This is a genomic window from Sphingobacterium faecale (assembly GCF_016746095.1).
Lineage (GTDB): Bacteria > Bacteroidota > Bacteroidia > Sphingobacteriales > Sphingobacteriaceae > Sphingobacterium > Sphingobacterium faecale.
The window spans coordinates 234,736-260,581 of the sequence record NZ_JAERTY010000007.1; the positions used below are offsets into that span (position 1 = coordinate 234,736).

Annotated in this window: 39 protein-coding genes; 36 read left to right on the plus strand and 3 right to left on the minus strand. The window is 39.3% G+C overall.

Annotated features, from left to right (window positions below; genetic code table 11):
* Nucleotides 1-43: 43 nt before the first annotated feature.
* The gene (locus JKG61_RS13375) at nt 44-421 is read left to right on the plus strand and encodes a hypothetical protein (protein ID WP_202103480.1); all 378 of its coding nucleotides are present in this window, start codon (nt 44-46) and stop codon (nt 419-421) included.
* Between the two features lie 91 nt (nt 422-512).
* Here the strand turns inward: JKG61_RS13375 and pyk are convergent, their stop codons facing one another.
* Together pyk and JKG61_RS13385 are read right to left on the minus strand one after the other, a co-directional pair.
* Nucleotides 513-1,943, minus strand: coding sequence for a pyruvate kinase (pyk, locus tag JKG61_RS13380; protein ID WP_202103481.1), 1,431 nt, complete (start codon nt 1,941-1,943; stop codon nt 513-515).
* A gap of 114 nt (nt 1,944-2,057) precedes the next feature.
* The gene (locus JKG61_RS13385) at nt 2,058-2,558 is read right to left on the minus strand and encodes an IPExxxVDY family protein (protein ID WP_202103482.1); all 501 of its coding nucleotides are present in this window, start codon (nt 2,556-2,558) and stop codon (nt 2,058-2,060) included.
* A gap of 269 nt (nt 2,559-2,827) precedes the next feature.
* Between JKG61_RS13385 and JKG61_RS13390 the strand changes: the two genes are divergently transcribed.
* From JKG61_RS13390 to JKG61_RS13425, 8 genes are all read left to right on the plus strand, one after another.
* The gene (locus JKG61_RS13390) at nt 2,828-3,064 is read left to right on the plus strand and encodes an acyl carrier protein (protein WP_079643602.1); all 237 of its coding nucleotides are present in this window, start codon (nt 2,828-2,830) and stop codon (nt 3,062-3,064) included.
* Between the two features lie 26 nt (nt 3,065-3,090).
* Nucleotides 3,091-4,344, plus strand: coding sequence for a beta-ketoacyl-ACP synthase II (gene fabF, locus JKG61_RS13395; protein WP_202103483.1), 1,254 nt, complete (start codon nt 3,091-3,093; stop codon nt 4,342-4,344).
* A 178-nt stretch (nt 4,345-4,522) separates the two neighbouring features.
* On the plus strand, nt 4,523-5,260 hold the full coding sequence (rnc, locus tag JKG61_RS13400; RefSeq protein ID WP_202103484.1) for a ribonuclease III: 738 nt from the start codon (nt 4,523-4,525) through the stop codon (nt 5,258-5,260).
* 51 nt (nt 5,261-5,311) lie between these two features.
* Entirely contained in the window at nt 5,312-6,697 is a 1,386-nt protein-coding gene (hisS, locus tag JKG61_RS13405) for a histidine--tRNA ligase (RefSeq protein WP_202103485.1), read from the plus strand.
* A gap of 76 nt (nt 6,698-6,773) precedes the next feature.
* Nucleotides 6,774-7,769 (plus strand): pyruvate dehydrogenase (acetyl-transferring) E1 component subunit alpha, encoded by a 996-nt coding sequence (gene pdhA, locus JKG61_RS13410; protein ID WP_021071205.1) that lies wholly within the window; start codon nt 6,774-6,776, stop codon nt 7,767-7,769.
* A gap of 50 nt (nt 7,770-7,819) precedes the next feature.
* Nucleotides 7,820-9,439, plus strand: coding sequence for a pyruvate dehydrogenase complex dihydrolipoamide acetyltransferase (locus JKG61_RS13415; protein WP_202103486.1), 1,620 nt, complete (start codon nt 7,820-7,822; stop codon nt 9,437-9,439).
* A 160-nt stretch (nt 9,440-9,599) separates the two neighbouring features.
* On the plus strand, nt 9,600-10,787 hold the full coding sequence (locus JKG61_RS13420; RefSeq protein WP_202103487.1) for a serine hydrolase domain-containing protein: 1,188 nt from the start codon (nt 9,600-9,602) through the stop codon (nt 10,785-10,787).
* Nucleotides 10,788-10,805: 18 nt separating this feature from the next.
* Nucleotides 10,806-11,165 carry a CoA-binding protein gene (locus JKG61_RS13425; RefSeq protein ID WP_202103488.1) on the plus strand — a complete coding sequence of 120 codons (360 nt, stop codon included), beginning with the start codon at nt 10,806-10,808 and terminating at the stop codon, nt 11,163-11,165.
* 115 nt (nt 11,166-11,280) lie between these two features.
* Here the strand turns inward: JKG61_RS13425 and JKG61_RS13430 are convergent, their stop codons facing one another.
* A complete protein-coding gene (locus JKG61_RS13430; RefSeq protein ID WP_202103489.1) occupies nt 11,281-12,168 on the minus strand; it encodes a DUF3078 domain-containing protein in 888 nt (295 codons plus the stop codon).
* 242 nt (nt 12,169-12,410) lie between these two features.
* Between JKG61_RS13430 and rplC the strand changes: the two genes are divergently transcribed.
* The 27 genes from rplC (at nt 12,411) to rpsD (ending at nt 25,830) form a co-directional block, all read left to right on the plus strand.
* Nucleotides 12,411-13,028 carry a 50S ribosomal protein L3 gene (rplC, locus tag JKG61_RS13435; RefSeq protein ID WP_021071210.1) on the plus strand — a complete coding sequence of 206 codons (618 nt, stop codon included), beginning with the start codon at nt 12,411-12,413 and terminating at the stop codon, nt 13,026-13,028.
* Nucleotides 13,029-13,033: 5 nt separating this feature from the next.
* On the plus strand, nt 13,034-13,663 hold the full coding sequence (gene rplD, locus JKG61_RS13440; protein WP_202103490.1) for a 50S ribosomal protein L4: 630 nt from the start codon (nt 13,034-13,036) through the stop codon (nt 13,661-13,663).
* A 1-nt stretch (nt 13,664) separates the two neighbouring features.
* The gene (rplW, locus tag JKG61_RS13445; RefSeq protein ID WP_202103491.1) at nt 13,665-13,955 is read left to right on the plus strand and encodes a 50S ribosomal protein L23; all 291 of its coding nucleotides are present in this window, start codon (nt 13,665-13,667) and stop codon (nt 13,953-13,955) included.
* Between the two features lie 6 nt (nt 13,956-13,961).
* Complete coding sequence (rplB, locus tag JKG61_RS13450; RefSeq protein ID WP_202103492.1) at nt 13,962-14,789, plus strand: 50S ribosomal protein L2; 828 nt, start codon at nt 13,962-13,964, stop codon at nt 14,787-14,789.
* Nucleotides 14,789-15,055, plus strand: a complete 267-nt coding sequence (rpsS, locus tag JKG61_RS13455) for a 30S ribosomal protein S19 (protein WP_021071214.1) — start codon at nt 14,789-14,791, stop codon at nt 15,053-15,055. Before rplB ends, rpsS begins: the two co-directional genes overlap by 1 nt.
* A 6-nt stretch (nt 15,056-15,061) precedes the next feature.
* Nucleotides 15,062-15,493, plus strand: a complete 432-nt coding sequence (gene rplV, locus JKG61_RS13460) for a 50S ribosomal protein L22 (RefSeq protein WP_021071215.1) — start codon at nt 15,062-15,064, stop codon at nt 15,491-15,493.
* 13 nt (nt 15,494-15,506) lie between these two features.
* A complete protein-coding gene (gene rpsC, locus JKG61_RS13465; RefSeq protein WP_021071216.1) occupies nt 15,507-16,313 on the plus strand; it encodes a 30S ribosomal protein S3 in 807 nt (268 codons plus the stop codon).
* Between the two features lie 58 nt (nt 16,314-16,371).
* A complete protein-coding gene (rplP, locus tag JKG61_RS13470; protein ID WP_021071217.1) occupies nt 16,372-16,794 on the plus strand; it encodes a 50S ribosomal protein L16 in 423 nt (140 codons plus the stop codon).
* 96 nt (nt 16,795-16,890) lie between these two features.
* Nucleotides 16,891-17,109 carry a 50S ribosomal protein L29 gene (gene rpmC, locus JKG61_RS13475; RefSeq protein WP_202103493.1) on the plus strand — a complete coding sequence of 73 codons (219 nt, stop codon included), beginning with the start codon at nt 16,891-16,893 and terminating at the stop codon, nt 17,107-17,109.
* 13 nt (nt 17,110-17,122) lie between these two features.
* Nucleotides 17,123-17,377, plus strand: a complete 255-nt coding sequence (gene rpsQ, locus JKG61_RS13480) for a 30S ribosomal protein S17 (RefSeq protein WP_021071219.1) — start codon at nt 17,123-17,125, stop codon at nt 17,375-17,377.
* Between the two features lies 1 nt (nt 17,378).
* On the plus strand, nt 17,379-17,747 hold the full coding sequence (rplN, locus tag JKG61_RS13485) for a 50S ribosomal protein L14 (RefSeq protein WP_165295078.1): 369 nt from the start codon (nt 17,379-17,381) through the stop codon (nt 17,745-17,747).
* A gap of 2 nt (nt 17,748-17,749) precedes the next feature.
* On the plus strand, nt 17,750-18,094 hold the full coding sequence (gene rplX / locus JKG61_RS13490) for a 50S ribosomal protein L24 (protein WP_021071220.1): 345 nt from the start codon (nt 17,750-17,752) through the stop codon (nt 18,092-18,094).
* Nucleotides 18,094-18,663, plus strand: a complete 570-nt coding sequence (gene rplE / locus JKG61_RS13495; RefSeq protein ID WP_237249475.1) for a 50S ribosomal protein L5 — start codon at nt 18,094-18,096, stop codon at nt 18,661-18,663. Before rplX ends, rplE begins: the two co-directional genes overlap by 1 nt.
* Nucleotides 18,656-18,925, plus strand: coding sequence for a 30S ribosomal protein S14 (rpsN, locus tag JKG61_RS13500; RefSeq protein WP_079643270.1), 270 nt, complete (start codon nt 18,656-18,658; stop codon nt 18,923-18,925). The genes rplE and rpsN overlap by 8 nt, the downstream gene beginning before the upstream one ends.
* 227 nt (nt 18,926-19,152) lie before the next feature.
* Nucleotides 19,153-19,551 (plus strand): 30S ribosomal protein S8, encoded by a 399-nt coding sequence (gene rpsH, locus JKG61_RS13505; RefSeq protein ID WP_021071223.1) that lies wholly within the window; start codon nt 19,153-19,155, stop codon nt 19,549-19,551.
* 22 nt (nt 19,552-19,573) lie between these two features.
* A complete protein-coding gene (gene rplF / locus JKG61_RS13510) occupies nt 19,574-20,128 on the plus strand; it encodes a 50S ribosomal protein L6 (protein ID WP_202103494.1) in 555 nt (184 codons plus the stop codon).
* 5 nt (nt 20,129-20,133) lie between these two features.
* Entirely contained in the window at nt 20,134-20,487 is a 354-nt protein-coding gene (rplR, locus tag JKG61_RS13515) for a 50S ribosomal protein L18 (RefSeq protein ID WP_202103495.1), read from the plus strand.
* Nucleotides 20,488-20,499: 12 nt separating this feature from the next.
* A complete protein-coding gene (rpsE, locus tag JKG61_RS13520) occupies nt 20,500-21,018 on the plus strand; it encodes a 30S ribosomal protein S5 (RefSeq protein ID WP_021071226.1) in 519 nt (172 codons plus the stop codon).
* 5 nt (nt 21,019-21,023) lie between these two features.
* Nucleotides 21,024-21,203 carry a 50S ribosomal protein L30 gene (rpmD, locus tag JKG61_RS13525; RefSeq protein ID WP_079643274.1) on the plus strand — a complete coding sequence of 60 codons (180 nt, stop codon included), beginning with the start codon at nt 21,024-21,026 and terminating at the stop codon, nt 21,201-21,203.
* A gap of 117 nt (nt 21,204-21,320) precedes the next feature.
* Nucleotides 21,321-21,767 carry a 50S ribosomal protein L15 gene (gene rplO / locus JKG61_RS13530; protein WP_021071228.1) on the plus strand — a complete coding sequence of 149 codons (447 nt, stop codon included), beginning with the start codon at nt 21,321-21,323 and terminating at the stop codon, nt 21,765-21,767.
* Nucleotides 21,768-21,770: 3 nt separating this feature from the next.
* Nucleotides 21,771-23,108, plus strand: coding sequence for a preprotein translocase subunit SecY (gene secY, locus JKG61_RS13535; RefSeq protein WP_202103496.1), 1,338 nt, complete (start codon nt 21,771-21,773; stop codon nt 23,106-23,108).
* A 9-nt stretch (nt 23,109-23,117) separates the two neighbouring features.
* Nucleotides 23,118-23,900 carry a type I methionyl aminopeptidase gene (gene map, locus JKG61_RS13540; RefSeq protein ID WP_202103497.1) on the plus strand — a complete coding sequence of 261 codons (783 nt, stop codon included), beginning with the start codon at nt 23,118-23,120 and terminating at the stop codon, nt 23,898-23,900.
* 75 nt (nt 23,901-23,975) lie between these two features.
* Entirely contained in the window at nt 23,976-24,194 is a 219-nt protein-coding gene (infA, locus tag JKG61_RS13545; RefSeq protein ID WP_079643278.1) for a translation initiation factor IF-1, read from the plus strand.
* Nucleotides 24,195-24,230: 36 nt separating this feature from the next.
* On the plus strand, nt 24,231-24,347 hold the full coding sequence (ykgO, locus tag JKG61_RS13550) for a type B 50S ribosomal protein L36 (RefSeq protein WP_021071232.1): 117 nt from the start codon (nt 24,231-24,233) through the stop codon (nt 24,345-24,347).
* A gap of 29 nt (nt 24,348-24,376) precedes the next feature.
* A complete protein-coding gene (gene rpsM / locus JKG61_RS13555; RefSeq protein WP_021071233.1) occupies nt 24,377-24,754 on the plus strand; it encodes a 30S ribosomal protein S13 in 378 nt (125 codons plus the stop codon).
* 10 nt (nt 24,755-24,764) lie between these two features.
* On the plus strand, nt 24,765-25,154 hold the full coding sequence (gene rpsK, locus JKG61_RS13560; protein ID WP_021071234.1) for a 30S ribosomal protein S11: 390 nt from the start codon (nt 24,765-24,767) through the stop codon (nt 25,152-25,154).
* A 67-nt stretch (nt 25,155-25,221) separates the two neighbouring features.
* Nucleotides 25,222-25,830, plus strand: coding sequence for a 30S ribosomal protein S4 (rpsD, locus tag JKG61_RS13565; RefSeq protein WP_202103498.1), 609 nt, complete (start codon nt 25,222-25,224; stop codon nt 25,828-25,830).
* Nucleotides 25,831-25,846 lie beyond the last annotated feature (16 nt).

Sequence of the window (25,846 nt, forward strand, 5' to 3'; positions counted from 1 at the left end):
TATTTTGCTTTTTTTGATGATGACAAACATAAATTCTAATATAGTGAAAAGAATAAGTTTTAGTTTTATTTTTTTTGTCTTGCTGTCCGGCCAAGTTTGGGCGCAAGTAGAGGGATCCGAGAAGAAAGCTAGAGGAGATTATAAGTGTTGTATGTCTGTAGTGGAGTTCAAAATCCCGAAAATTGATACGTTGAGAGTGAACGGTACTGACTCTTTGTTGAGAAATTATGGTCTAAGACCAGTTGAGATTCCTAACGCGTATAAGAGACCGGAAGATAGTGCATCGACTTCGAGAATGCCTATAGTGCGGCTTTCTGGAAAGAATTGTGCACGAATGCCTGGGACTGAGCGGTTGGATAAAATGGAGGATTATAAAAAAAATATCCCTCATATGAAAACAATACCTTTGCTTATGAAGTGATTGATTTGTACTTATCAATAACAAAAGGGGGGGGCTGTCTTGGCATTTACGAGACAGCCCCCTTTTGTTATAATATATGGTTTAAAATAAATTAATTTACTTCTGAAACTCTAATCGTATTTGTCTTTCCTTTTTCGTGTAAAGGCGTTGACGCCGTATTGATTACAATTTGTCCTTTTTCTACCAGTTGATTTGATTTTAAAAGTTCATTGACATCTTGGATCGTGCCATCTGTACTCTCATACTTTTCGTACATGAAGGTTCTTACTCCCCATAGTAAACTAAGTTGTCTCAATAGGTTTTTATTGCCTGTAAACACGTAGACATCAGCATTTGGTCTGTAGCTTGAGATTTCGAAAGCAGTGTAACCTGAAGCAGTCATTACTGCAATTGCTGAAGCTTTAGTTTTTTCGGCTAAAAAGATAGAAGAGCCACAGATTGCATCTGGAATTTTGTTTACTTCTATGAAAGCATCTACTTTTTCGCTATAATAGGGATAAGATGTGGATTCGACATGTGTAATTACCTTTGCCATTGTCTCTATGACAATTTCAGGAAACTCTCCGACAGAAGTTTCTCCGCTCAACATGACTGCGTCAGCCCCATCTAATACCGAATTTGCAACGTCATTTACCTCTGCGCGGGTAGGACGAGGTGTGGTGATCATGCTTTCTAACATCTGGGTTGCGATAATTACAGGTTTAGAAAGATTACGACATTTTTGTACAATTATTTTCTGTAGACCAGGTACTTCTTCCATAGGCATTTCGACACCTAGGTCCCCGCGAGCTACCATTACTGCATCTGTTGCGTTGATGATAGCGTCTATATTTTCGATTGCTTCTGGTTTTTCAATTTTTGCAATTATTTTCGCATGGCTTCCTTTAGCAGCTATAATCTTTTTGCATTGTTCTATATCTTCTGCTGAACGGACAAATGACATTGCAATCCAATCGGCACCATGATCTAAAGCAAAGTTTAGATTGTCTAGATCTTCTTCAGTCAATGATGGGATTGACACTTTGGTGTTAGGGAGGTTTACTCCTTTGCGAGAGGTTAAAATACCCCCATGTACCACTTCACAGATAACAGTATCTTTATGGTCTGTCGATATGACTCGTAGCTGTAACTTGCCATCATCTAGGAGTATAATTTCATTCTCCTTAACGTCGTTAGGAAAGTTTTCGTAAGTAATATAGATTTGTTTTTCGTCACCAATTAGTTCTTTTGTTGTCATTTCAACTGTTGAGCCATTGATCAGTGTTGCTCCACCTTCTTTCATCTTGCCGATACGGATTTTAGGACCTTGTAAATCTGCTAAAATGCTCACATTGAAGGAATGTTTTGCGTTAATCTCATTGATGGTGTTAATAACTTGAAGGTGATCGTTTTGGCTACCATGAGAAAAGTTCAATCTGCATACATCGACGCCTTTAGCAATCATACTGGTCAATACCTCTATATTGGACGATGCAGGACCTAGAGTCGCTACTATTTTGGTTCTTTTTTGAATCTTCTTCATATTGTTGTTGTTCTATTTTTTTTGACTGTTCCTGAATTGATTTCAGAGTAACAAGTGATTATGGCTAATCTAAACTTTATAAGGGTGTAAAATCTACACACTTTAAAGAATTCGCTAAAATATCAGATTTTCTTTAGATTTCAATATTGTTGGGTCAATTTCTTTCACCAACATGATTTCGTTGATTGATTTTAGGTTGTCCAGTAGAGTATCAAGATCTTCTTTATCTATATAATGTTTTATGATTATGAAATAGTCAAAATTAGGCGCTTCTGGTATGAGGAGGCCATTTTCAAGGCTTTTGTTGTTGATGAGGTAGTATTCAAAATCAAAAGAATCACAACAATATCTGTACATCTGATAATGGTGTTTTGTTTCTTTTTTTCCTTTTGATTTTTCTTGGATAATATGAAAGTCTAATTCCTCCTGTGCTTTGGTTTTTAAGTTTCCATTGTGATCTATTGGGGATTCTTTGCCATAGATGAATCCTAACCCGGTATGTTTATTGATAAAATGGCATAGTCTGTAATCCCGGAAAGAGGAACTAATACCTACTAAAATAAAATCTAGCTCGAGGTCAAAGTCAATATCTAATTTGAATGTGATTTTGTTCAATTTTATTATAGGGTCTTGATTTATTTACGAAAGTACAACTTATGCATGTGGTTTTTTAGTGAAGTCGTGTAAATTTTGTATTAAATGAAAGTTTTTTTGTGATTCAATATTACTTTTAGTATTATTGAGTTGTGTTTCTTTATAGGGCTATAATGCACTAAATGAGCTTGGTTGCTCTTTATTTGTCACCTAAAAATTAAAAAGGTTTGATTTTTGGTGAAATTTATTTTTCTTTGCACAGATTTATTAAACAATTAAACTATAAAATCATGTCAGATATCGCATCAAGAGTAAAAGCAATTATCGTTGAAAAGTTAGGTGTAGATGAAAATGAAGTGACACCAGAAGCGTCTTTCACGAATGATTTAGGTGCAGACTCACTTGATACAGTTGAGTTGATCATGGAATTCGAAAAAGAATTTAACGTTGCAATTCCTGATGACCAAGCTGAAAATATCAGTACTGTAGGTCAAGCAATCGCTTATTTAGAAAAAAACGTTAACTAACTAATTGTATTAGGCTAAAGATATAAATGGAGCTTAAGAGAGTAGTTGTAACAGGATTAGGCGCACTTACACCGCTAGGTAATACCGTCCAAGCTTATTGGGAGGGATTGATTAATGGTGTAAGTGGTGCTGCTCCTATTACGCATTTTGATGCGTCAAAATTTAAAACCCAATTTGCTTGCGAGGTGAAAGGATTCGATCCACATGATTTTATGGATCGTAAAGAGGCTCGTAAGGTAGATCCTTTCGTACAGTATGCTATTGCTTCTACAGATGAGGCAGTTAAGGATGCTGGATTGGAATTTGATAAATTAGACAGAAACCGTATTGGCGTAATATGGGGCTCGGGAATAGGTGGGCTAACTACCTTTACAGAGGAAGTAGCTAACTTTTCTAAAGGTGATGGAACACCTCGTTTCAACCCTTTTTTTATTCCGAAGATGTTGGTAGATATTGCTCCTGGACATATTTCTATGCGACACGGTTTGCGTGGTCCAAACTTTTCAGCGGTTTCTGCATGTGCATCGGCGACAAACGCAATGATCGATGCTTTTACCTATATTCGTATGGGAAGGGCTGATATTATCATTACAGGAGGCTCGGAGGCTACAATTAATGAAGCTGGAATAGGTGGGTTTAATGCAATGCATGCTTTGTCTACTCGTAATGATGATCCTAAGACAGCTTCTAGGCCTTTCGATAAGGATAGGGATGGTTTTGTGTCGGGAGAAGGGTCTGGTGCAATTATTTTAGAGAGTTTGGAGCATGCGCTAGCGCGTGGGGCTAAGATTTATGCTGAGATTGTTGGTGGAGGTATGAGTGCAGATGCACATCATATCACTGCGTCGCACCCTGAGGGGCTTGGTGCTAAGCTTGCAATGACTATGGCGATTAAAGATGCTGAATTCCAGTTTTCGGATATCGATTATATTAATGTGCATGGTACATCAACTCCAGTAGGAGATATCAGTGAGACGAAGGCAATTGTCGATCTTTTTGGTGAGAGTGCTTATCGATTGAATATTAGTTCTACAAAATCTATGACGGGGCACTTGTTGGGGGCGGCGGGAGCTGTCGAAGGAATAGCTTCTATATTGGCCGTCAAAAATGATATAGTCCCGCCTACCATCAATCATTTTACGGATGATCCAGAAATTGATAATCGTTTGAATTTTACGTTTAATACGGCTCAAAAGCGTGTTGTTAATGCCGCTTTGAGTAATACATTTGGCTTTGGTGGTCATAATGCTTCGGTGATATTCAAAAAATATCAAGCTTAATCAATGATCAGATGTTAAAATAAGAAATGGATAGGTAGTTTGTAAAAGCTACCTATTTTTCTATAGATTTAGGTAGGCTTTTGTTTAGGGAACTTTGAGAATATCTGTTGTTTTTGATGCTATTAAGCGTTGGCCTTTGCGTGTTAGTTCGTGAAAGTTGCGCTTTTCGTGAATACTTATGTCACTAAGAATTTATAAACTATACTTTTCTCCTAATCGGGCTGATTTTAAAAAGCTTAAGAATATTCTTGGATTTGTGCCAGGTAACCTCAAACTGTATCAGATGGCCTTTCGGCATAAGTCTGTGGCAAAGCAAATCAAAGAGGGAGTTAAAAATAGTAACGAACGGATGGAGTTTTTGGGAGACGCTGTCCTTGGATCTGTGGTCGCAGAATTGCTGTTCAAACTGTATCCATATAAAGATGAAGGATTCCTTACAGAGATGAGATCAAAAATCGTATCTCGAGCGAATCTAAACCAGTTGTCTAGAAAGCTTGGGTTTGATAAGCTTATCCAGTATGACTCAAGGATGATATCTTACCCCAATAAGCAGGGGTCGCTATTGGGAGATGCTTTTGAAGCTGTCGTAGGTGCTGTCTATTTGGATAAGGGATATCAGTTTACCCGAGAGTTTTTATTGACACGTATAATTAAGCCCCACGTTGATATCCACACATTGGAAAATACGGAGACAAATTTCAAGAGTCGCCTTATTGAATGGTGTCAACATGAGGGTAAGGAAGTGACATTTGTACCTGTCGATAATCCCGAAGGTGAGTCGTCCAAGATGTTTAGCATAGAAGTACTTGTCAATGGTGAGGCTTGTGGCTTAGGTCGTGACTTTAATAAAAAAAGTGCGGAGAAACTCGCTGCCGAGCGGGCTTGTGAATATCTGAAAATTATTGAAATTGCCTAGAAAGCGTCTGGCATTCTTTCCTTATTCATTCTGTTGTATTACCTTTGCTCTATGGCAATAGTTAAACCATCTTTAGCAAAAGGTACTAGAGACTTTTCTCCTCTTGAAATGGAAAGGAGAAACTTTATATTCAATACTCTCAAGCGTATTTTCAAAAAGTACGGTTATAGCGAGATTCAGACACCCTCGTTTGAAAACTTAGCAACGCTGACCGGAAAATATGGTGATGAAGGGGACAAGCTTATTTTTAAGATTTTAAATTCTGGCGACTATCTTTCGAAAGTATCGAACGAAGTGTGGGGCGAAAGAAATTCGAATAGGTTGATTCCCCATATTTCAGAAAAGGCACTTCGTTATGATCTGACGGTTCCTTTTGCTAGGTATGTGGTGATGCATCAAAATGATATCGCACTTCCGTTCAAGCGTTTTCAGATTCAGCCAGTGTGGCGAGCTGATAGGCCTCAGAGAGGACGCTACCGTGAGTTCTATCAGTGTGACGTGGATGTCGTGGGGTCGGATAGTCTGCTGAATGAAGCGGAATTTGTTTTGATCTATTGGGAGGCATTGAAGGAACTGGGATTGAAGGATTTTACAATTAAGATCAATAATCGTAAAATCCTGACAGGTATTGCTGAAATTCTTGGGAAACCAGAGCTGATTGTTGATATGACGGTGGCTATTGATAAGTTGGATAAAATCGGTCTGGAGGGGGTTAACAAAGAATTGTTGGAAAGGGGATTTACCGAGGAGGATTTAGAGTTGTTGAAGCCGATTGTCTTATTGGGAGGTACTAATCTAGAGAAGTTGGAGAGTCTCAAGAAAGTCTTGGCTTCGTCAGAAAAAGGAATGCAGGGGATTGCTGAAATAGAGACGGTATTTTCTTATATAGATGCTTTTAAAGTTGACGAGACGTTGTTGGAGCGTGAGGTCGAGGTGGATATTACATTGGCTCGTGGATTAAACTATTATACAGGTTGTATTTTTGAGGTAAAGACCAACGAAGTAGCTATGGGAAGTATTGGTGGCGGTGGTCGATATGACGATCTTACAGGGATGTTTGGTTTGAAGGGGTTGACAGGTGTAGGAGTGTCTTTCGGTGCAGATCGAATCTATGATGTGTTGGAAGAGCTTAGTCTCTTTCCAGAGGCCACAGTTGTGAGCTCGAAGATTCTTATCTCTAATTTTGACAAGACACTTGAATCTTATACAATCTCTTTATTGACTAGTCTACGTAAGGAGGGAATTGCTGTGGAATTATATCCTGTCGCAGCCAAGTTGAAAAAGCAGATGAGTTATGCTGACGCTAAAGGAATTCCGTTTGTTCTACTGGTGGGGGAAGAGGAAGTAGAGTCCGGTTTGCTGACTTTGAAGAATATGGAATCTGGAGAACAGATTAAAGTAAAATTGTCGACACTTATCGAAATGATGAGGGGCTAAGCGGTAAAAAATATACTTTTTGTCGATATAAATTATTAGATTTGTAATCGGTTAAGTAAGAAACAGACTTTATAAAATGAGTTCAACACCTATAACAAAAGAAACATATCTCGAGTGGTATAAATCTATGCTACTCATGCGTAAATTTGAAGAGAAAGCTGGACAATTGTACGGACAACAAAAAATCCGTGGTTTTTGTCATTTATACATTGGACAGGAAGCGGTAGTGGCTGGTACAATTTCGGCGACAAGACAAGAGGACACAGTTATCACTTCTTACCGTGATCATGCTCATGCTTTAGCAAAGGGCGTTTCTGCGGATGCATGTATGGCTGAATTGTATGGTAAGAGTACAGGTTGCTCCAAAGGAAAAGGAGGGTCAATGCACTTTTTCTCCAAAGAGCATGGTATGATGGGCGGACATGGTATCGTGGGTGGACAGATCCCTCTAGGTGCTGGTATAGCTTTTGCTGAGCAGTATCTTGGAAAAGACAATGTTAATGTTTGTTTTATGGGAGATGGTGCAGTACGTCAGGGAGCCTTGAATGAGACTTTCAATATGGCTATGTTGTGGAAGCTGCCAGTGATCTTTGTTTGTGAGAACAATGGTTATGCAATGGGTACTTCTGTAAAACGTACAACCAATATGGAAGATATCTATAAGATTGGTTTGGGATTTGATATGCCGAGTATGCCAGTCGATGGTATGGATCCGGTTGCTGTTCATAATGCTATGGACGAAGCTGTGCAACGTGCTCGTGCTGGTGAAGGGCCTACATTTCTTGAAATCCGTACGTATCGTTATAAAGGACACTCTATGTCCGATCCTGCAAAATATCGTACCAAAGAAGAATTGGAAGAGTATAAAGGGAAAGACCCTTTGTTCAGTACTAAACATGCTATACTGGAGAATGGTTATGCCGATGATGCATGGTTCGCTGCAGTAGAGGCTGAAGTTAAGAAGACTGTTGAAGATTCTGTTAAGTTTGCAGAAGAGTCTCCTTATCCTACCGTAGATGAGTTGTATAAAGATATCTACGTGCAAGAGGATTATCCATTTGTGATGGATTAATAAATCACTGTTTTGTTTGAATTGTTATAAGATATAATTTACTATAATACATGGCTGAAGTAGTAAAAATGCCGAAAATGAGCGACACCATGACAGAAGGGGTGATTGCTAAGTGGCACAAAAAAGTTGGTGACAAAGTAAATGCGGGAGATCTTGTTGCTGAGATCGAAACAGATAAAGCAACAATGGACTTTGAGTCCTATCAAGAAGGAACTTTACTCTATATAGGGCCAAAAGAAGGTGAAGCCGTAGCTGTCGATGCTGTAATCGCTGTGCTGGGTGAGGAAGGTGAAGACTATAAAGCTCTATTGGACGGCGCAGCTTCAGCTCCTGAAAAGAAAGAAGAAGAGAAGACAAGTGATAAAACAGAGGAAGTAGCTGCAGAGGAATCTACAGGTAGCAATGTTACTGCAGAAGATTTAGATTGTACAGTTATCACTATGCCTCTGTTGAGTGATACAATGACGGAAGGAGTAATTGCGCAGTGGAACTTTAAAGTAGGTGATACGATTAAGTCTGATGATGCAATTGCAGATGTTGAGACTGATAAGGCAACAATGGAGGTTACTGCGTATGCAGAAGGTACATTGTTGTATGTCGGCGTTGAAGCTGGACAGGCTGCTAAAGTGAACGATATTATAGCTATTGTTGGCCCTGCAGGAACAGACGTTACTCCTCTTTTGAATCAAAAACCTGCGGCAGCGAAAGCGGAAGCAAAAGCAGAAGTAGCTCCTGTAGCTGCGGATAGCGCACCAGTTGCGGCGGCTAATACGGTTTCTAGCAACAGTGATGATTCAAGAGTGAAAGCTTCTCCTTTGGCTCGCAAGATTGCTAAAGAAAAAGGAATCAATCTGAATGATGTTAAGGGATCTGCTGATGGCGGTCGTATCGTAAAGAAAGACGTAGAGAACTTCGTTCCTGCAGCTAAATCTACAGCTGCACCAGCGACTGAATCAAAAGGTATCAGCTTACCTACAGTTGTAGGAGAGGAAAGATATACAGAAGTAAATGTGTCGCAAATGCGTAAAACGATCGCTCGTCGTTTAGGAGAGTCTTTGTTTACAGCACCACATTTCTACCTGACTGTAAGTATCGATATGGATAATGCTATCGCAGCTCGTGCACAGATCAATGAAGTAGCTCCTGTAAAAGTATCTTTCAATGATATGGTTATCAAAGCAGTAGCAGCTTCATTGAAAAAGCACCCAGCGGTGAATTCTTCATGGCAAGGTGATAAAATCAGATTCAATGAGCATACGAATATCGGTGTAGCTATGGCTGTTGAAGACGGTTTATTGGTTCCTGTAGTTCGTTTTGCAGATGGTAAGACATTGTCTCACATCTCTGCAGAGGTTAAAGATTTCGCAGGAAAAGCTAAATCTAAAAAATTAACTCCAGCGGATTGGGAAGGTTCTACATTCACTGTATCTAACTTAGGTATGTTTGGTATTGATGAATTTACATCAATCATCAACTCACCTGACGGAGCGATCTTGTCGGTAGGTGCTATTCAACAGATTCCGGTTGTTAAAAACGGAGCGGTTGTCCCTGGAAACGTTATGAAGTTGACATTAGGTTGCGACCATCGTGTTGTGGACGGTGCAAGTGGCGCCCAGTTTTTACAAACATTGAAAGGACTGTTAGAAGCTCCAATTCGTTTGTTGGCCTAACGGAAATATATTTCACGGCCTTTATGGGCTAGGAGAAGGAAAGTATCTTTTTAGATACTTTCCTTTTTTTTGACCGTTTTTTATACGTTTTTTGGATAGGATATTGGCTTTTTCTGCTTATTTGCCTATATTTAATTTTGTGTTAATAAATGAATTGCCCGTGAGATTTTTTCTGTCTAAGCTACTAAACCTTGTATTCTTAATTATTCTTTTTTCTTGTTCAAGTGCTGAACAAAAGCAACAAGAAGTCCAAAAAAAGCAGTCCGAATTAGACAGTATAGCGCTCTCCTATAATCCAAGTGAAGGGAACCCGGAAATTGATGCTTTTATGAAGAAACTGCATCTCACTTCTGGTTTTAATGGGAATGTTCTTGTAGCTAAAAAAGGTAAAATACTGTATCAGAATTCATTCGGTTGGGCTGATTATCTACATAAGGATAGCTTGAAGATAACGTCGAAGTTTGAATTGGCTTCTGTTTCAAAGCCTATGACAGGCCTCGCTGTATTACAGCTGGTTGAAACTGGTAAACTGAAGTTGGATCAACTTGTCAGTGATTTCTTTCCGGGATTTCCTTATGAGGGAGTGACGGTAGAGCAGCTGTTGACGCACCGTTCGGGATTACCCAACTATGTGTATTTTGTAGATAAAATATGGCCTGATAGAAAAAAAGGCATGTCTAACATGGAAGCGATTAATTTGATGATAGAGTATAAGCCGGCGAGGTATGGTAAGCCTGATGGTCGCTTTCATTATAACAATTCAAATTACATGATTCTTGGGGCTATCGTAGAGAAGGTTTCCGGACAAGATTTTGCTACGTATATGGAGGAGCATGTGTTTAAACCAGCTGGTATGAAGAATACAGCGGCACTGTCTCGAGTAAAGTATGATAAAATTCCTACGGATGTTATAGGGCATGATAAAATATGGAGGAGGTCTGTTGTCCAGGATTATTTAGATGGTCCGCTGGGCGACAAGGGTATTTACAGTACGATTCAGGATATGTATCTGTTGGATCTTGCTCTTAAAGAGGGAAGATTGTTGGGGAAAGAATTACTGGATTCCGCCTATGTGCCACGTTCGGACGCCAAAAGAGGCGTGTTTAGCTACGGATATGGATGGCGTACATTTTCTACGAATGGAAATCAGATTGTGTACCATACAGGTTGGTGGCATGGGTTTAAAAATCTATATGTGCGGGACTTAACCAATGATGTGACTATCGTATTGTTGTCAAATATGGTTAATGGGAGTTTAAATAATCTTGATGGCTTGTATAAGATTTTGGAAATGCCTATTTTGAGACAGAATGCTTATGATGCAAACGGCGGTTTTGTAGAACATTAAATATATAGACAACATATTATGAAAAAGACCTTGATTTTAGGCGCAAGTACCAATTCTGCTAGATATTCCTATCTTGTAGCGAATAAGCTGGTAAGAAAAGGATATCCAATAGTGAATGTTGGGCGTAAGAAAGGGGAGGTTGCCGGAGTGGCAATTGAACCAGCAGAAGTCGTCCATACGGATATTGATACAGTAACAATGTATGTCGGCCCGAAAAATCAAACGTCATATTATGAATATATCTTAGCTACGAATCCTCATCGTGTAATTTTTAATCCTGGTTCAGAAAATCCGGAGTTGGCGACTCAGCTGAAGGAGCGGGGGATAGAAGTGATAGAGGCTTGTACCTTGGTGATGTTAAATACCGGACAGTATTAGTCTTTTGAAGCAATAGATATTCTATAGGAGCATAGCCTCATCAGATAGTGCTTTATATAGGAATGGCCTAGTAGAAAGCTAGGCCATTCTTGCTGTTAACGGTGTTTTTTGTGATTTAGAATTTATAAGTCACGCCAGCTCCTAGAATCTGTTTTACTTGTAGTCTAGCGCCTGTTCCTGTCTGCACATTGTTCTCAAAGATTGGAACTTTGGTGTTGTCATCATAAACCAATTGTACCCCTGCATTGACGTTTATGAACTTATTGACCTTCATGAAAAGGTTGGCCGTGTAATCCACATCCACATTCTGTGGATCTTCCTTGTAATTGGAATATAGTTTTAAGATGTTTTCAAACGCGATATTCTCCATGATGTCTATTTTATAATATGCATCTAGAGATGCTCCGAATTCGAAACGGGATTTTTTTCCTTCTTCCAGACCGTAAGATTTTTCATCTATATCTTTGTTGGTCACGAATACAAAACGTGCTGCTGCGGGCGACACGTTTATTCTGAAATTGTCCGATTCTTTGTAGGCGATCCCGGGACCGAAGGTCAGGTAAGCTGGAGCGAAGCCTGCAGACAATAATTTGTCGGTACCGTCGGCATTGTACTTATAGCCTTTAGCAAATTGGGTGTTGAAATTTGTGAAGAAGGTATAAAGCATCTTTTCGCTCATTTTGTGACCAACCAATGAGTTGTAAACAAAGCGGTCATCATTTTTTCTCCAATCAGTTTCTTTTTGAAATGTTTGACCGTAGGCAGCTAAAACTTTGTTATCCCAGCTCCATTTGTCTTTTTTGTAGTTGAAGTCATAGTTTAAAACTAGGTTTCCTGCGAAGGAGTTTATTCCCCCTGCTGCCCAATTTGAGAATGTGCTTTGGTTTATTAAAAATGTGTTCTCGCCTTTAATAGTCCATTTTTTGTCGTTGTCTGTCTGAGCAACAACAGAACCTAGTCCAAATAGGAAGAATGCTGTTGAAAGTAAAAAAGTTTTTTTCATAAGTTTGATTTTTTTATTAATAACAAATATAAGAGGATTTTGATTGGATTATAATATTTCTCTGGTTATTTGAAAATGATGAATGTTTGGGGATAGCGTATTTTGTTAAAAATTAAAAAATAATACATTAACTATTTGATAGTTATAAAAAACTTTTTACCTTTGCAGTCCCTTATTGGGAAAATTGTGTCTTGAGCGAAGCCCTACTGCTTCGATGGACTTTAATTAATTTAATTTATAACATGTCAGGAATTATTGGTAAAAAAGTAGGAATGACCAGCCTGTTCAACGCTGATGGGAAGAATATCCCATGTACAGTAATCGAGGCTGGGCCGTGCGTGGTAACGCAGATACGTACGGTAGAGAAGGACGGTTATGCTGCTATTCAGCTTGGCTATGATGATGCCAAGGAGAAGAACACAACCGCTCCTTTAAAAGGACACTTTGCAAAAGCAGGAGTGACTCCTAAGCGTAAACTAGTTGAGTTCAAAACTTTTGAAGTTGAGAAAGAACTAGGTGACATCGTGGATGTAACTTTATTCGAGGAAGGCGAGTACGTTGACGTAGTCGGTACTTCTAAAGGAAAAGGATTCCAGGGTGTAATGAAGCGTCACGGATTTGGTGGTGTAGGTGGTGCGACTCACGGTCAGCACAACAGACTACGCGCTCCAGGTTCTATTGGTGCGGCTTCATGGCCTTCGCGTGTATTCAAAGGAATGCGCATGGCGGGTCGTACAGGTGGAGATAGAGTGAAGGTTCAAAACTTACAGGTTTTGAAAGTTTACGCTGAACAAAACCTAATCGTTGTTAGTGGTTCCATTCCAGGAGCTAAAGGTTCATATGTAATCGTAGACAAATAGTAGAGATGGAAGTTAACGTATTAAATTTATCAGGTAAAGAAACAGGTGCCAAGGTGCAACTTCCTGAATCAGTATTTGGTGTAACGCCAAACGACCATGCGATCTACTTAGATGTTAAGCAATACCTAGCGAACCAACGCCAAGGTACGCACAAGTCTAAACAACGTAACGAAATCGCGGGTTCAACTCGTAAATTACACAAACAAAAAGGTACTGGTGGTGCTCGTGCGGGTTCTATCAAATCTCCATTGTTTAATGGTGGTGGTCGTGTATTCGGACCTCAACCTCGCGACTACAGCTTTAAGTTGAATAAAAAATTAAAGCAATTAGCGCGTAAATCAGCGTTGTCTTACAAAGCACAAGAGAACAATGTTGTTGTATTGGATGCTGTTAGCTTCGATACAATAAAAACAAAGAACTATGTGTCTTTCGTAAACGCATTAAACGTAGCTGACGAAAAAACATTATTAGTTTTGCCAGCGTATGATAACAATGTTTATTTATCAAGCAGAAACTTGAAGAAAGCAAAAGTTGTAGTAGCTTCTGATTTGAATACATATGATGTATTGAATGCTACTAAATTATTGTTGACTGCAGATTCTGTTAAAACTTTGGAGGAAGCATTAGCTAAGTAGTATGGAAATTATTAAAAAACCTATCTTAACTGAGAAAGCTTCATTGTTAACGGAGAAATTAAACCGTTATGCTTTCAAAGTAGATCATAGAGCAAACAAAATTCAGATTAAAACAGCTATTCAAGAGATGTTCGGTGTGACCGTAGTTGCAGTAAATACTTCTGTTGTGGCTGGAAAAGCTAAAAGCCGTTATACTAAAGCTGGCTTTGTATCTGGAAGAGCTCCTAAATATAAAAAGGCCGTCGTTACAATTAAGGATGGTGAAACTATTGACTTTTACAGCGTTATATAATTAGAGATGGCAGTTAAAAGATTCAAACCGGTAACCCCTGGTACTCGTTTCAGAGTAGGTGCAAACTATTCTGACGTTACTACAAATGTCCCTGAAAAGTCATTGGTAGTAGGAAGTAACAAAAGATCGGGCGGTCGTAATAAATCCGGTAAAATGACTATGCGTTATATCGGTGGCGGACATAAGAAAGTTTACCGTATTATAGATTTCAAACGCGATAAAAAAGAAATCCCTGCAACAGTAGCTACTATCGAGTACGATCCTAACCGTACAGCACGTATTGCATTATTGCACTATGCTGATGGTGAGAAACGTTACATCATCGCTCCAACAGGTTTGCAAGTTGGACAAACAGTGATCGCTGGCGACAAAGTTGCTCCTGAAGTAGGTAATACTTTACCATTGGCAAATATTCCTTTAGGTTCTATCATTCACAATATCGAATTGAACCCAGGACAAGGTGGCTCAATCGCTCGTTCGGCTGGTACGTATGCGCAATTGTCTGCTCGTGATGGTAAATATGCTATTATCAAATTGCCTTCAAGTGAGACACGTATGATCTTGTTGACTTGTGTTGCAACTATTGGTTCAGTTTCGAATGCGGAGAGACAGCACGAGGTATTAGGTAAAGCTGGCCGTAAACGTTGGTTAGGACGTCGTCCTCGCGTTCGTGGTGTTGCAATGAACCCTGTCGATCACCCAATGGGTGGTGGTGAAGGCCGTACTTCTGGAGGCCAACCACGCTCACGTACAGGAGTGTTGGCTAAAGGTTACAAAACACGCTACAAGAAGAAAACATCGAATCGTTACATCATTGAAAGAAGGAAAAAATAATGGCTCGTTCAATTAAAAAAGGTCCTTATATCGATCACAACTTGGAAAGAAAAGTTCTTTCTCAGAATGAATCAAACAAAAAATCAGTAATTAAAACTTGGTCTCGTAGATCAATGATTTCTCCTGATTTCGTTGGCCATACCTTCGCAGTGCACAACGGGAATAAATTTATCCCTGTATATGTAACAGAAAATATGGTCGGTCACAAGCTTGGTGAATTTGCGCCTACGCGTACATTCAAAGGCCACGCAGAAAAGAAAAAATAATAGGTAATGGAAGCAACAAAAAAACTCAAAAAATCTGTCTTAATTAGACAGCGCAAAGAGCAGGAAAAGGCTCAAGTAGGAGGAGCTTCTACTGCCAAGTTATTGAATTGCCCTACTTCACCTCGTAAGATGCGTTTAGTAGTGGATCTGATCCGTGGTGAAAAAGTAGAAAACGCTCTTTATATTCTTAAGCATACAGGTAAAGAAGCTGCTGCTCGTGTTGAGAAATTGTTATTATCAGCAATTAAAAACTGGGAAGCTGCAAACGAAGGTTCTTCAGTAGCAGACAGCGCTTTGTTCGTAAAGGAAGTATCTGTAGGCGGTGGACGTCAATTGAAAAGATTACGCCCAGCTCCGCAAGGACGTGGATATAGAATCCGTAAGCGTTCTAACCACGTAACTTTGGTAGTAGATAGTTTAAATAACGTAAACAACTAATTTATTAATAAGAATGGGACAAAAAGCAAATCCAATTGGTAGCAGATTAGGTATCATCAAAGGATGGGACTCTAACTGGTTCGGCGGAAAAAACTATTCCGATAAATTAGTTGAGGACGAAAAAATCAGAAAGTATCTTTCTGTACGTATCGCTAAAGGTGGCGTAGCAAAAGTAGTTATTGAAAGAACTCTGAAACGTGTTACGGTTACTATCCACACAGCACGTCCAGGAATCGTTATCGGTAAAGGTGGTCAAGAGGTAGACAAGATTAAGGAAGAGTTGAAGAAACTGACTAAAAAGGATGTTCAAATCAATATTTTCGAGATCAAACGTCCAGAGCTTGATGCTAAATTGGTAGCTGAAGGTGTAGCTAAGCAATTAGAGGCAAGAATTTCATTCCGTCGTGCAATGAAAACATCTATCGCTTCTACTATGCGTATGGGAGCTGAAGGTATCAAGATCATGTGTTCAGGTCGTTTGGGCGGTGCAGAGATGGCTCGTACAGAGCAGTATAAGGAAGGAAGAACTCCTCTTCATACGTTACGTGCAGACATCGACTACGCATTGGCTGAAGCATTGACTACTTACGGTAAGATCGGTATCAAAGTATGGATCTGTAAAGGTGAGGTTTACGGTAAACGTGACTTATCTCCTAACATCGGTCAAACTTCGAACGTGAAAACCCGTGGCGGTAATGAGGGTGGTGCTGATCGTCGCGATAACCGTGGCGGTAACAACCGTGGTCCTCGCCGTGATAACAACAACAATCGTGGCGGAGCTCGTGGTGGCAACAACCGTGGTGGAGCAAAAAGAGATTAATTAATAACAAGATTTAAAAGTGTCCCGACGATGGTCGGGATTAAAATAAAATACGAACATGTTACAGCCAAAAAGAACGAAGTTCAGAAAGATGCAGAAAGGCCGTATGAAAGGTAACGCTTCACGTGGAGCGGAGTTATCTTTCGGTTCTTTCGGTATCAAATCAATGGAAGAAGCATGGATCACCAGCCGTCAGATTGAGGCAGCTCGTATTGCCGTTACACGTTTTATGAAACGTGAAGGTCAAGTATGGATCCGTATCTTCCCTGATAAACCGGTTACTAAAAAGCCTGCAGAGGTACGTATGGGTAAAGGTAAAGGTGCTCCCGAGTATTGGGTAGCCGTAGTACGCCCAGGACGTATGTTATTCGAAGCTGAAGGTGTGCCTCTAGAGGTCGCTAAAGAAGCTTTACGTCTAGCAGCTCAAAAATTGCCGGTACAGACTAAGTTTGTTATACGTAGAGATTACGTTGAAGCATAAAAATCGTTGGTAATGTCAATACGTTTAAGCCTTGTGGCCGTTACCCACAAGGCTCAATATAGACTATTTGATAACCCGACACAACACTGAAAGAAAATGAAAAATTCAGAAATCGTAGAATTAACAACAGAAGGTTTAGCAGCGAAACTTAATGAAGAAAAAGTTGCTTTAAACAAGTTAAAATTTGCACATGCTGTTTCTGCTATTGAGAACCCAAATGTTCTTAAAGCAGCTCGCAAGAATATCGCTCGTATCTCAACAGAGATTTCGAAACGTAAGAATGCAGCCAAATCTGAAACAGCCTCTGAGGCGTAAAAATTAAGTCGAAATGGAAAGAAATTTAAGAAAAACAAGAATCGGCTTAGTAGTTAGCGATAAAATGGATAAGTCCATTGTAGTGGCTGTAGAGCGTAAAGTAAAGCACCCTATCTATGGAAAGTTCGTTAAGAAAACTACTAAATTCAAAGCTCATGACGAAACAAATACCTGCGGTATCGGCGACACGGTATTAATTATGGAAACTCGTCCGCTGAGTAAAACAAAGAACTGGAGATTAGTTGAAATTTTAGAAAGAGCTAAATAACATGGTACAACAGGAATCAAGACTAAATGTAGCTGACAATAGCGGTGCTAAAGAAGTTTTAGTAATCCGTGTATTGGGCGGTACGCGTAAGCGTTATGCATCTATCGGTGATAAGATCGTTGTTACCGTTAAGAGCGCTTTACCTTCAGGCAACGTAAAAAAAGGAACAGTTTCTAAAGCTGTTGTCGTACGTACAAAAAAGGAAATCCGTCGTAAAGATGGTTCTTATATTCGTTTCGATGATAATGCTGCAGTATTGTTAAATAACAACGATGAACCACGTGGAACACGTATTTTCGGCCCAGTAGCTCGTGAATTACGTGAGAAGCAGTTTATGAAAATTGTATCACTAGCACCGGAGGTTTTATAATTATGGCTATTAAAAAAACAAAAACAACTCACAAGATCAAGATCAAAAAAGGTGATTTAGTGAAAGTTATCGCTGGTAACTCTAAAGGTGTTCAAGGAAAAGTATTGTCTATTTTAGTGGACGCTAATAGAGCTGTCGTTGAAGGCGCTAACATCGTTAAAAAACACACTAAACCAAGTGCAGCTAATCCTCAAGGTGGTATTATTGAGAAAGAAGCTGCTATCAACATTTCAAACTTAGCGTTGATCGATCCTAAGACAGGAAAGCCTACTCGCGTAGGACGTAAAGTTAATGAAGATGGGAAAATAGTTCGTTACGCTAAAAAATCAGGGGAGGAAATTAAATAATGACTTACATACCAAGATTAAAGGCGAAATATGCGGAAGAGATCCGTACTGCGCTTAAAGACAAATTCCAGTATAAAAGCATTATGCAAGTTCCGAAACTTGAGAAGATAGTTGTATCACAAGGTATCGGAGCTGCTACGGCAGATAAAAAATTGATCGATAGCGCTATTGCTGAATTGACAATGATTACTGGTCAGCAAGCTGTTCCTACGAAATCGAAGAAAGATATCTCTAACTTCAAGCTTCGTAAAGGAATGCCTGTTGGTGCTCGCGTAACATTGCGTGATAATAATATGTATGAGTTCTTGGATCGTTTGATCGCTGTATCTCTACCACGTATTCGTGACTTCCGTGGAATCAATGATAAAGGATTTGACGGGAGAGGTAACTACAATCTAGGGGTTACTGAACAGATCATCTTCCCAGAGATCAATATTGATAAAATCAATAAAATCGCGGGTATGGATATCACGTTTGTAACTTCCGCTCAAAATGATATCGAAGCATTGGAGTTATTAAAACAATTCGGTTTACCATTCAAAAATCAAAACTCGAACAACAATGGCTAAGGAAGGATTAAAAGCACGCGAAGTAAAGCGTCAAAAATTGGTAGCTAAGTATGCAGCTAAACGCGCGGCTTTGAAAGAAGCTGGTGATTACGCTGGATTAGATAAATTGCCAAAGAATGCTTCACCAGTTAGATTGCACAACCGTTGTAAACTAACAGGACGTCCTAAAGGATATATGCGCCAGTTTGGTATCTCACGTGTAACGTTCCGCGAGATGGCATTGGACGGAAAAATCCCAGGAGTAACTAAAGCTTCTTGGTAAGTTTTAAAAAAATACTTACTTTTGCCCGGATAAATCCTTTTTAAAAAGGGATTTATCGGGTTTTTTCGTTGGTATTAGGTTATTTAACGAGAAGATACGTCTACTTGAGATGCTGTGACCGAGAGGTTGTGGTGCAAGTAGAGCTATAAAAGCAAATTTATTTACCGATAATAGGTCTTCTCCCGATGGTCGGGAATTGAAACCATTATCATAATTTATATTACATAATGAATACAGATCCAATAGCGGATTACCTTACACGAGTAAGGAATGCCATTAAGGCCAACCACAGGGTTGTTGAAATTCCTGCATCGAACCTTAAGAAAGAAATTACTAAAGTTCTTTTTGACAAAGGTTACATTGCTAACTACAAATTCGTAGAAGAAGGACCTCAGGGTTCTATCAAAATTGCGTTGAAATACAACCCAATTAGCAAAGTGCCGGCTATTCGCACATTGACACGTGTGAGTAAACCTGGTTTAAGAAAGTATGCAAGTGTTGAAAACATGCCTCGCGTTTTGAACGGTTTGGGTATCGCAGTTTTGTCAACTTCTAAAGGAGTAATGACAGACAAAGAAGCCCGTTTACAAAACGTTGGTGGTGAAGTTTTATGTTACGTTTATTAATCTAGGAAAAACACACAAAAAAATGTCAAGAATTGGAAAAGCACCTATCGCTATTCCTTCGGGAGTATCGATTTCTGTATCAGACAAGAATCTGGTAACAGTGAAAGGTCCTAAAGGTGAATTAACTCAGAAAGTAGATAGCGACATTTCTGTTAAAGAAGAAGACGGTAATATCGTTGTCTCTCGTCCTACTGAGCAGAAAAAACACAAAGCATTACACGGGTTATACCGCGCACTAATCCAGAATATGGTTGTGGGTGTAACAGAAGGTTATAAAACTACTCAAGAGTTAGTCGGTGTTGGTTACCGTGCATCAAACAACGGTAATATTTTAGAGTTGACTTTAGGTTTCTCTCACCCGATTGTTTTCGTATTGCCACAGGAAGTTAAGGTTTCAACAACTGCTGAGAAAGGTAAAAATCCTACTATCACTTTGGAATCGACAGACAAACAATTAATTGGACAGATAGCAGCAAAAATCCGCGGCTTCCGTAAACCAGAACCATATAAAGGTAAAGGTGTCAAGTTTGTAGGTGAAGTATTAAGAAGAAAAGCAGGTAAATCAGCTAAAAAATAATAACCATGGCAGGAATTAAAACATCTCGCAGAGAGCGAATTAAAAAGGGAATAAGAAAACACCTGACTGGATCTACTGAACGTCCTCGTTTGTCTGTTTTCAGATCAAATAAGGGTATCTATGCACAAGTTATCGATGATACTACAGGTAAGACATTGGCGTCTGCATCTAGTTTGTCAAAGGACTTCGCTGCATCAGGGAATAAAGTAGAGCAATCTAAAGCTGTTGGTAAATTAGTTGCTGAGAAAGCAGTAGCAGCAGGTATTAGTAAAGTAGTTTTTGACCGTAATGGGTACTTGTATCACGGCCGTGTTAAATCATTGGCAGAGGGTGCTCGCGAAGGCGGTTTAGACTTTTAATTGATAGAAAAAATGGCATTAAGCAATATTAAAAGAGTAAAGTCAAGCGAGATTGAATTGAAAGATCGCTTAGTAAGCATCCAGCGCGTAGCAAAGGTAACTAAAGGTGGTCGTACTTTCAGTTTCTCCGCTATCGTAGTCGTTGGTGATGAAAACGGTATCGTTGGTTTCGGTTTAGGAAAAGCTAAAGAGGTTACTGAAGCAATTACTAAAGGTATCGATGATGCAAAGAAGAACTTGGTGAAGGTTCCTATTATTAAAGGAACAGTACCTCACGAGCAATATGGTAAATTCTCAGGCGGTTCAGTATTGATCAAACCAGCTGTTGATGGTACAGGTGTACTAGCAGGTGGTGCGATGCGTGCTGTGTTGGAGTCTGCTGGTATCAAAGACGTATTAGCGAAGTCATTAGGATCATCAAACCCGCACAACGTGGTAAAAGCAACAATCGATGCTTTAGCTAATATGCGTGATGCATATACAGTGGCTCAACACCGCGGTGTCGATTTAAACAAAGTATTTAACGGTTAATTATCATGGCAAAAATCAAAATCACCCAGATAAAGAGCGTTATCGACAGAAGCGAGCGCCAAAAGAAAACTATTGAGGCATTGGGATTGAGAAAGATCAATCACTCAGTAGAAGTTGAGGCTACACCGGCTATTATCGGTATGGTTCGTAAAGTGAACCATTTAGTAGCTATCGAGACTATCTAAAAAACATTACTACTATGGAAAGAATTTCGGTTCTTTCCATTAGTTGTTTATAATTTTATTGTTAATCGTTGTGTCCTGTTTAGTGAAAGCGAAGGCGCAACATAATCTTAGTTTAAAATGAACTTAAGTAATTTAAAACCAGCAGCTGGTTCAACAAAAAGCAGAAAACGTATAGGTCGTGGTCAAGGTTCTGGTCGTGGTGGTACATCTACTCGCGGTCATAAAGGTGCCGGATCTCGTTCAGGTCACTCGACTAAAATCGGTTTCGAAGGTGGTCAGATGCCTTTGCAACGTCGTGTACCTAAGTTTGGTTTCAAAAATGCTAACCGTGTTGAATACAATGGTGTAAACTTAGACGTTTTACAAAGCTTAGTAGAAAAATATAACCTTACAGTTGTTGATTTCGATACATTGAAAGAACATGGTTTAGTTTCTAAGAATGACTTAGTAAAAGTTTTAGGTCGTGGAGAGTTTACTGCTAAAGTTGAAGTTAAAGCACATGCATTTTCAGCTTCAGCTCAAAAAGCTATTGAAGCTGCAGGTGGTTCCATCGTAAAACTTTAATACATGAAGAAACTAATCACAACCTTAACCAATATATGGAAAATTGAAGATTTACGTAAACGTATTATTAATACGTTACTGTTTCTTCTTATTTATCGTATTGGATGTCACGTGGTATTACCAGGTGTTAATCCAGATGCATTAGCTACAGGGCAAAAAGAAGGTCTTCTTGGACTTTTGGATATGTTCGCTGGGGGTTCATTCTCTCGCTCGGCTATCTTTGCTTTAGGTGTAATGCCTTATATTTCTGCATCGATCGTTGTACAATTATTGGGGATTGCTGTTCCTGCATTTCAAAAAATGCAAAAAGAAGGTGAGTCTGGCCGTAAGAAGATGACTCAGATAACCCGTTATCTGACATTGGCTATTACATTAGTACAAGCAATTGCTTACGTAAAAACTCAAATTGAGCCCGGAGCGAAGACTATTGCAGATCCTATGTTCACTATTCTTGCTGCGATTGTTTTGACTGCAGGCACGTTGTTTGTGATGTGGTTGGGTGAGAAAATCACTGATAAAGGTATCGGAAATGGCATTTCTTTGATCATTATGGCGGGTATTATTGCACAGTTGCCTGGTGGTGCGGTTGCTGAATGGGCTTCCCGCATGAGTCCTAGCGGTGGTGGTATTATCCCTATTCTGATTGAGGCTATCGCGCTATTTTTCATTGTTATCTTTACTATCTTGATTGTTCAGGGAGTCCGAAAAATACCTGTACAGTATGCGAAAAAGATTGTTGGAAACAAGCAGGTAGGTGGCGTACGTCAGTATATACCATTAAAGGTAAATGCAGCCGGCGTAATGCCAATTATATTTGCACAAGCTATTATGTTTTTACCAATGTCATTGGCGCAGTTTTTTCCAAATCTTCAGTCAGACTTTTTAACATCGTTGACGAATTTTACTTCGGTAGCCTATAACGTAACTTTTGCCGTATTGATTATTGCATTTACGTTTTTCTATACAGCTATTATGGTGAATCCTCAACAAATGTCTGAAGACATGAAAAAAAATGGGGGGTTTGTACCTGGAATCAAACCGGGGTATGATACGAATCTATTTATAGATAACGTCATTTCTCGTATCACATTTCCTGGTGCGGTTTTTTTAGCAATCATTGCTATAATGCCGGCTATAGCTAGTGCTGCGGGTGTAAATAATCAGTTTGCACATTTCTATGGCGGTACTTCCCTATTGATTCTTGTAGGCGTGGTGTTGGATACTCTTCAGCAAATCGAGTCGCATTTGTTGATGCGCCATTATGATGGTCTTATGAAGACCGGAAGAGTTAAAGGACGTTCAACAGCTAGTGTAGAGGGATATGATCAATCTGCTATTTAATATCTTTAGATGTCTAAAGTAATTTATAAAACAGAAGAACAAATTGAGCAAGTGCGAGAGTCTGCAAAGGTACTCTCGCATTTACTTGCCGAAATAGCTAAAGTAATTAAACCAGGTGTAACGACATTGTCGTTAGACAAGTTAGCCTATGATTTTATTCATGATAATGGTGGTACTCCTGCCTTTTTGAATTATCATGGCTTCCCTTATTCCTTATGTATCTCTGTTAATGATCAGATAGTACACGGATTTCCTAGTGATTATGAGATTAAAGATGGAGATTTAGTATCGGTAGATGGAGGTGTAAACTTGAACGGTTTTATCTCTGACTCCGCGTATACATTCGGTATTGGGGAGATTTCGGAAGAGGCTCAGCAATTGCTTGATGTCACAAAAGCATCTTTGTATAAAGGTGTGGAACAGGCTGTGGCCGGCAAGCGGGTAGGCGATATTTCATCCGCTATTCAAGAATACGTACAGCCCTACAATTTTGGAATTGTAAGAGAGTTGGTAGGACACGGAGTCGGACTGCATTTGCACGAAAAGCCAGAGGTTCCTAATTATGGTAAGCGCGGTTCTGGACCAAAACTGGAAGCTGGATTGGTGATTTGTATTGAACCGATGATCAACGCAGGAAAATCTGGAGTCCGTTTTTGGGACGATGGATGGACGGTGAGTACTATTGATGGTAAGCTTTCTGCGCACTTCGAACAGATGGTCGCTATAAGAAAGGGACAACCAGACGTCTTGTTGAATTTTGATGAGGTAGAGGAAGTTTTGAATAAAAAGTAGTTGGTTTTCAATATTTTTATTTATCTTTGCACTCCTGTTGGTGCAGGCTATAAAACGTTAATAAGTAATTGATATATGGCTAAACAAGCCTCGATAGAACAAGACGGTGTTATCAAAGAAGCATTATCTAATGCTATGTTTAGGGTAGAATTGGAGAATGGGCACGAAATTATTGCTCATATTTCTGGAAAAATGCGTATGCATTATATCAAGATTTTACCTGGGGACAAGGTTAAATTAGAAATGTCACCTTATGATTTGACTAAAGGAAGGATAACATATCGTTATAAATAAGATATTGCTCTGCGAAGAGCTTAATAATTTAGTAAAATGAAAGTAAGAGCATCAGTAAAAAAACGTAGCGCGGATTGCAAGATCATCCGTCGTAAAGGAAAGATTTTTGTAATCAACAAGAAGAACCCTAAATTCAAACAACGTCAGGGATAATTAATTAACAAAATCGCTTAAAATATTATATGGCAAGGATATCAGGTATAGATTTACCTAAAAACAAAAGAGGAGTTATCGGCCTTACCTACATTTTTGGTATCGGTAGTGCGACTGCTGCGTATATCTTGGATAAAGCAGGTATTAGTCAGGATGTTAAAGTTTCAGAGTGGAACGATGATCAATTGGCTGCTATTCGTACAATTATCAACGATGAAATTAAAGTAGAAGGTGCTTTACGTTCAGAGGTTCAATTGAATATCAAACGTTTGATGGATATCGGTTGTTACCGTGGTTTACGTCACCGTAAGCATTTACCAGTTCGTGGTCAACGTACAAAAAACAACTCACGTACTCGTAAAGGAAAACGTAAGACAGTTGCAAACAAGAAAAAAGCTACTAAATAACAAGTAAGAAATGGCTAAAAGTAAAAAAGTCGCAAAAAAACGTATCGTTGTTATAGAGCCTGTTGGTCAAGCTCACATCAACGCTACTTTTAATAACATTATTATTACTTTGACTAACAATTCTGGTCAAACAATCTCCTGGTCTTCAGCTGGTAAAATGGGATTTAGAGGTTCTAAAAAGAACACCCCATACGCAGCAGGACAAGCAGCAAGCGACTGTGGTAAAGTTGCTCACGATTTGGGATTGCGCAAAGTTGAAGTTTTCGTTAAAGGACCTGGTGCTGGACGTGAGTCTGCTATCCGTACTTTACAAACTGTAGGTATTGATGTAACTACTATCAAGGATATTACTCCACTTCCTCACAACGGTTGTCGTCCTCCAAAACGCAGAAGAGTTTAATAATATTATTGTTTAAGATTAAGATTCATCAGTTATAGGCTGATAGATACTTCAAACAGAGAAAGAAATGGCAAGATATACCGGACCTAAGTCCAAAATTGCACGTAAATTCAGAGAACCAATTTTTGGTCCTGATAAAGCATTAGAGAAAAAGAATTATCCTCCTGGACAACATGGTCCATCTAAAAGAAGAGGTAAGCAATCTGAATACGCTATTCAGTTGTTAGAAAAACAAAAGGCTAAATATACTTATGGTGTTTTAGAACGTCAGTTCTCTAACCTATTTGTAAAAGCAGCTGCGAAGCAAGGTATCACAGGTGAGAACTTCTTGAAATTATTAGAAGCTCGTTTAGATAATGTAGTATACCGTTTAGGTATTGCAACTACTCGTGCAGCTGCTCGTCAGTTAGTTTCACACAAGCATATTACTGTTAACGGTAATGTCGTTAACATTCCATCATATAGCATTCGTCCAGGTGATGTCATCGCTGTTCGTGAACGCTCTCAAGCTCTAGAGGCTATCTCTAGCTCTGTGGCAGGAAGAACAATCAACAAATACGGTTGGTTAGAATGGGACGCAAAAGCGTTATCAGGTAAGTTTTTAACATATCCAGAACGCTCTGATATTCCTGAGAATATTAAGGAGAACTTAATCGTAGAGTTATACTCTAAATAATAATTAGTAGCTATGC

Coding starts and splice junctions, on each gene's coding strand:
- ykgO (WP_021071232.1), top strand. CDS start 24,231: ATGAAAGTAAGAGCATCAGTAAAAAAACGTAGCGCGGATTGCAAGATC.
- JKG61_RS13415 (WP_202103486.1), top strand. CDS start 7,820: ATGGCTGAAGTAGTAAAAATGCCGAAAATGAGCGACACCATGACAGAA.
- map (WP_202103497.1), top strand. CDS start 23,118: ATGTCTAAAGTAATTTATAAAACAGAAGAACAAATTGAGCAAGTGCGA.
- JKG61_RS13430 (WP_202103489.1), bottom strand. CDS start 12,168: ATGAAAAAAACTTTTTTACTTTCAACAGCATTCTTCCTATTTGGACTA.
- rpsE (WP_021071226.1), top strand. CDS start 20,500: ATGGCATTAAGCAATATTAAAAGAGTAAAGTCAAGCGAGATTGAATTG.
- JKG61_RS13390 (WP_079643602.1), top strand. CDS start 2,828: ATGTCAGATATCGCATCAAGAGTAAAAGCAATTATCGTTGAAAAGTTA.
- rplR (WP_202103495.1), top strand. CDS start 20,134: ATGGCAGGAATTAAAACATCTCGCAGAGAGCGAATTAAAAAGGGAATA.
- rplD (WP_202103490.1), top strand. CDS start 13,034: ATGGAAGTTAACGTATTAAATTTATCAGGTAAAGAAACAGGTGCCAAG.
- rpsH (WP_021071223.1), top strand. CDS start 19,153: ATGAATACAGATCCAATAGCGGATTACCTTACACGAGTAAGGAATGCC.
- rplC (WP_021071210.1), top strand. CDS start 12,411: ATGTCAGGAATTATTGGTAAAAAAGTAGGAATGACCAGCCTGTTCAAC.
- rnc (WP_202103484.1), top strand. CDS start 4,523: ATGTCACTAAGAATTTATAAACTATACTTTTCTCCTAATCGGGCTGAT.
- rplO (WP_021071228.1), top strand. CDS start 21,321: ATGAACTTAAGTAATTTAAAACCAGCAGCTGGTTCAACAAAAAGCAGA.
- rpsM (WP_021071233.1), top strand. CDS start 24,377: ATGGCAAGGATATCAGGTATAGATTTACCTAAAAACAAAAGAGGAGTT.
- rpsC (WP_021071216.1), top strand. CDS start 15,507: ATGGGACAAAAAGCAAATCCAATTGGTAGCAGATTAGGTATCATCAAA.
- infA (WP_079643278.1), top strand. CDS start 23,976: ATGGCTAAACAAGCCTCGATAGAACAAGACGGTGTTATCAAAGAAGCA.
- hisS (WP_202103485.1), top strand. CDS start 5,312: ATGGCAATAGTTAAACCATCTTTAGCAAAAGGTACTAGAGACTTTTCT.
- rplB (WP_202103492.1), top strand. CDS start 13,962: ATGGCAGTTAAAAGATTCAAACCGGTAACCCCTGGTACTCGTTTCAGA.
- secY (WP_202103496.1), top strand. CDS start 21,771: ATGAAGAAACTAATCACAACCTTAACCAATATATGGAAAATTGAAGAT.
- pdhA (WP_021071205.1), top strand. CDS start 6,774: ATGAGTTCAACACCTATAACAAAAGAAACATATCTCGAGTGGTATAAA.
- rpsN (WP_079643270.1), top strand. CDS start 18,656: ATGGCTAAGGAAGGATTAAAAGCACGCGAAGTAAAGCGTCAAAAATTG.
- rplF (WP_202103494.1), top strand. CDS start 19,574: ATGTCAAGAATTGGAAAAGCACCTATCGCTATTCCTTCGGGAGTATCG.
- rplV (WP_021071215.1), top strand. CDS start 15,062: ATGGAAGCAACAAAAAAACTCAAAAAATCTGTCTTAATTAGACAGCGC.
- fabF (WP_202103483.1), top strand. CDS start 3,091: ATGGAGCTTAAGAGAGTAGTTGTAACAGGATTAGGCGCACTTACACCG.
- rplW (WP_202103491.1), top strand. CDS start 13,665: ATGGAAATTATTAAAAAACCTATCTTAACTGAGAAAGCTTCATTGTTA.
- rplP (WP_021071217.1), top strand. CDS start 16,372: ATGTTACAGCCAAAAAGAACGAAGTTCAGAAAGATGCAGAAAGGCCGT.
- rpsS (WP_021071214.1), top strand. CDS start 14,789: ATGGCTCGTTCAATTAAAAAAGGTCCTTATATCGATCACAACTTGGAA.
- pyk (WP_202103481.1), bottom strand. CDS start 1,943: ATGAAGAAGATTCAAAAAAGAACCAAAATAGTAGCGACTCTAGGTCCT.
- rpsK (WP_021071234.1), top strand. CDS start 24,765: ATGGCTAAAAGTAAAAAAGTCGCAAAAAAACGTATCGTTGTTATAGAG.
- rplX (WP_021071220.1), top strand. CDS start 17,750: ATGGCTATTAAAAAAACAAAAACAACTCACAAGATCAAGATCAAAAAA.
- JKG61_RS13425 (WP_202103488.1), top strand. CDS start 10,806: ATGAAAAAGACCTTGATTTTAGGCGCAAGTACCAATTCTGCTAGATAT.
- rpsQ (WP_021071219.1), top strand. CDS start 17,123: ATGGAAAGAAATTTAAGAAAAACAAGAATCGGCTTAGTAGTTAGCGAT.
- rplN (WP_165295078.1), top strand. CDS start 17,379: ATGGTACAACAGGAATCAAGACTAAATGTAGCTGACAATAGCGGTGCT.
- rpsD (WP_202103498.1), top strand. CDS start 25,222: ATGGCAAGATATACCGGACCTAAGTCCAAAATTGCACGTAAATTCAGA.
- rpmD (WP_079643274.1), top strand. CDS start 21,024: ATGGCAAAAATCAAAATCACCCAGATAAAGAGCGTTATCGACAGAAGC.
- rpmC (WP_202103493.1), top strand. CDS start 16,891: ATGAAAAATTCAGAAATCGTAGAATTAACAACAGAAGGTTTAGCAGCG.
- rplE (WP_237249475.1), top strand. CDS start 18,094: ATGACTTACATACCAAGATTAAAGGCGAAATATGCGGAAGAGATCCGT.